General features: G+C 63.4%; 3 protein-coding genes. 2 read left to right on the top strand and 1 reads right to left on the bottom strand.

Annotation, left to right across the window (positions count from 1 at the left end; genetic code table 11):
* The first annotated feature begins 177 nt into the window (after nt 1–177).
* The gene (locus ACRDUX_RS27095; protein WP_526418312.1) at nt 178–468 is read left to right on the top strand and encodes a hypothetical protein; all 291 of its coding nucleotides are present in this window, start codon (nt 178–180) and stop codon (nt 466–468) included.
* 123 nt (nt 469–591) lie between these two features.
* On the opposite strand, the gene ACRDUX_RS27090 is transcribed toward ACRDUX_RS27095, so the two are convergent.
* Nucleotides 592–1,215, bottom strand: a complete 624-nt coding sequence (locus tag ACRDUX_RS27090; protein WP_526418310.1) for a TetR/AcrR family transcriptional regulator — start codon at nt 1,213–1,215, stop codon at nt 592–594.
* Nucleotides 1,216–1,362: 147 nt separating this feature from the next.
* On the opposite strand from ACRDUX_RS27090, the gene ACRDUX_RS27085 reads away from it, so the two are divergent.
* Complete coding sequence (locus ACRDUX_RS27085) at nt 1,363–2,592, top strand: amidohydrolase family protein (RefSeq protein WP_526418308.1); 1,230 nt, start codon at nt 1,363–1,365, stop codon at nt 2,590–2,592.
* The last annotated feature ends 28 nt before the right edge of the window (nt 2,593–2,620 follow it).

Raw genomic sequence — 2,620 nt, 5'->3', positions numbered from 1 at the left:
GGTCGCGCTCGTGTTGACCGGGCTTTCCGCGGCTGCCGCTTACCCCGATCCGTCCGGAATCACCGCGCGCTGAGCGCGATCGACGTTACTCTCGAGCTACCACGGGAATAGCGTTCCCACACCGGGCTCACTATTCTGGGAATATGAACCCCGACGGTGGTCCGAGAGGGGATGCCGATGAATTCACATGACGGCCCTGCGCAGACCTTTCTAGAGCGCGGGTTCCCACACATGGCCCACCCCACCGGGTGGTTCCAGGTGGGGTGGTCGGCCGGTTACGCCCTAGGCCAGGTCATGGCCGAACGATTCTTCGGACAGGATCTCGTCTTCTACCGCACCGACCCCGACGACCGAGATGCGTTGGGCCACATCGTCGCCTGGACGCCTACTGCTCTCACATGGGCGCCCCACCTGGAGTACGGCGGCTCGGTGGAAGGCACGTGCTTGCGCTGCCCGTACCACAAGTAGCTGTGGGATGCCGATGGTGGCAACGCCGAATTTCCCTACGCCGAAAGACAATCCATCCTTCAACAGTGAAAGGGAGCGCGGCGCGGCGCTAGACCGGCACTGAGAAAGAATGGGTTACCCCGATCAGCCCGCTATACGCGGCGAGACCGGATTCCCCATGGCGACGATCATCTCGGCGACGACCGCAATCATTTCGCTCCGGTCCACCGCAACCGTCCGCGTGTGCACGGTGTGCCAGGCCCGGTCGAGCAGGCCCATCACCGCGACGCCGATGACGTCCGGCGAGTGCTTGCCATTGCCTGCGATGGCCTGTCCGAGCTTCCATGACGCGCGAGTCACCATGCGATGACGTGAATTTCGGAACTCGTCGTCGTCGGGTGCCGAGTGCGCCGAGGCCAACACGAACGCGCCGTGATCGTCCATGTAGTCGAAGTAGTGGCCGACCCACGCCTGGACGTCCGCCGGACCGAACGGTTCCGCAGCATCAGCCCACTGTGCAATCACGCTGAGGGCGTCGCGGTAGGCGGTCTTGCCGAGGACGTTGAAGATCTCCCGTTTGTCCTTGAAGTACGTATAGAAGCCGGCCCGCGAGATGCCGCACGCCTCGGTAATCGCATTGATGGGCGTGCCCGCGTAGCCGCGCTCCAGGAAGAGCTGACTGCTGGCTTCCAGGATCGCGGACCGGGTGCGCTCACCGCGGCTGGAATCCACGCGCGGTTCGACGGGCGTACCCGAGGTCATCGTCATCCGGCGACCATATATGACATAGGCGTCAAGTTCAATCACTCCTGGTCAGATTGCTTGTTCATCTCACCCCGACATTTACTTGACACATTCGTCAAGTTGTACCAAGCTCAACTCCAAGCCCAGGTTCAGCCAGCGAGAGGCAATCCGATGACCCAGTTCACCGACGCACCGATCTTCGATGCCGATCAGCACATGTACGAGACCCCTGACGCGCTGCTCAAGTTTCTGCCCGAGCAGTACAAGAAGGCGGTGCAGTTCGTCCAGATCGGCAGGCACACCCGGATTGCCATCCTCAACACGATCACCGACTACATGCCGAATCCGACGTTCGACCGAGTCGCCGCTCCCGGCGCGCACGAGAAGTTCTATTCGGGCCAGAATCCCGAGGGCCTGACCATGCGGGAGATGTCGGGCCGCGGTATCGACACGCCTCCGGGTGCGCGCAACCCCGAGGACCGCATCGCCGAACTCAACGGCCAAGGCGTCGATGCGTGTCTGAACTACCCGACGCTGGCCAACCTCGTCGAGCACTCCTCGGCCGAGGATCCGGAGCTCACCGCGGCCATCATCCACGCCCTCAACCAATGGATGCTCGAACACTGGGGATTCAGCCATTCGGACCGCATCTACTCGACCCCGGTCATCAACCTGGGCATCGTCGACGAAGGTCGCCGAGAGCTCGAATACATCTTGGCCAACGGCGCCAAGGTCGCGCTGATCAAACCCGCTCCCGTGAAGGGCTACAAGGGCTGGCGGTCTCCTGCCCTGCCCGAGTTCGACCCGTTCTGGAAGGACGTCGAAGACGCGGGCCTGCCGATCGTGCTGCACGCCAGCCAGCCGCCATTGCAGGAGTACATCGAGAAGTGGGAGCCGGCGAACACCAGCAACGCATTCGAGATGTCGGCGTTCAAGTGGACTGCGCTGGGCCACCGCGAGATCGCCGACATGCTGACCAGCCTGATCTGCCACGGCACCCTGACCCGGTTCCCGAAGTTGCGCATCGCCAGCGTGGAGAACGGCAGTGCCTGGATCAAGCCTCTGTTCGACGATCTGCAGTCGACCTACGGCAAGATGCCGCAAAACTTCCCCGAGCATCCGCACGACGTCTTCCGCCGCAACATCTGGGTCAGCCCGTTCTGGGAGGGCTCTGTCGCCGACGTCGTCCAGACCGTCGGCTGGGACAAGGTCATGTTCGGGTCGGACTGGCCGCACCCCGAGGGCCTGGAAACCCCCACGGGCTACTGGAGGTACGCCGAGGGCATGGACGTTCGTCGCACCTACGACTTCATGGGCGACAACGCCCGTCGGTTCATGGGTCTTCCACTCGCCAACCCCGATCCTGCTGCCGCGCGGCCACCCGAGTTCGCTCACGCGTGACCCAACAGAAGTGCGCCCGGCCGTTGGC

It is taken from the genome of Mycobacterium sp., from assembly GCF_050701675.1.
Lineage (GTDB): Bacteria > Actinomycetota > Actinomycetes > Mycobacteriales > Mycobacteriaceae > Mycobacterium.
The sequence above is the reverse complement of the archived record's forward strand: the minus strand, read 5'-3'. Positions and strand labels throughout refer to the sequence as shown.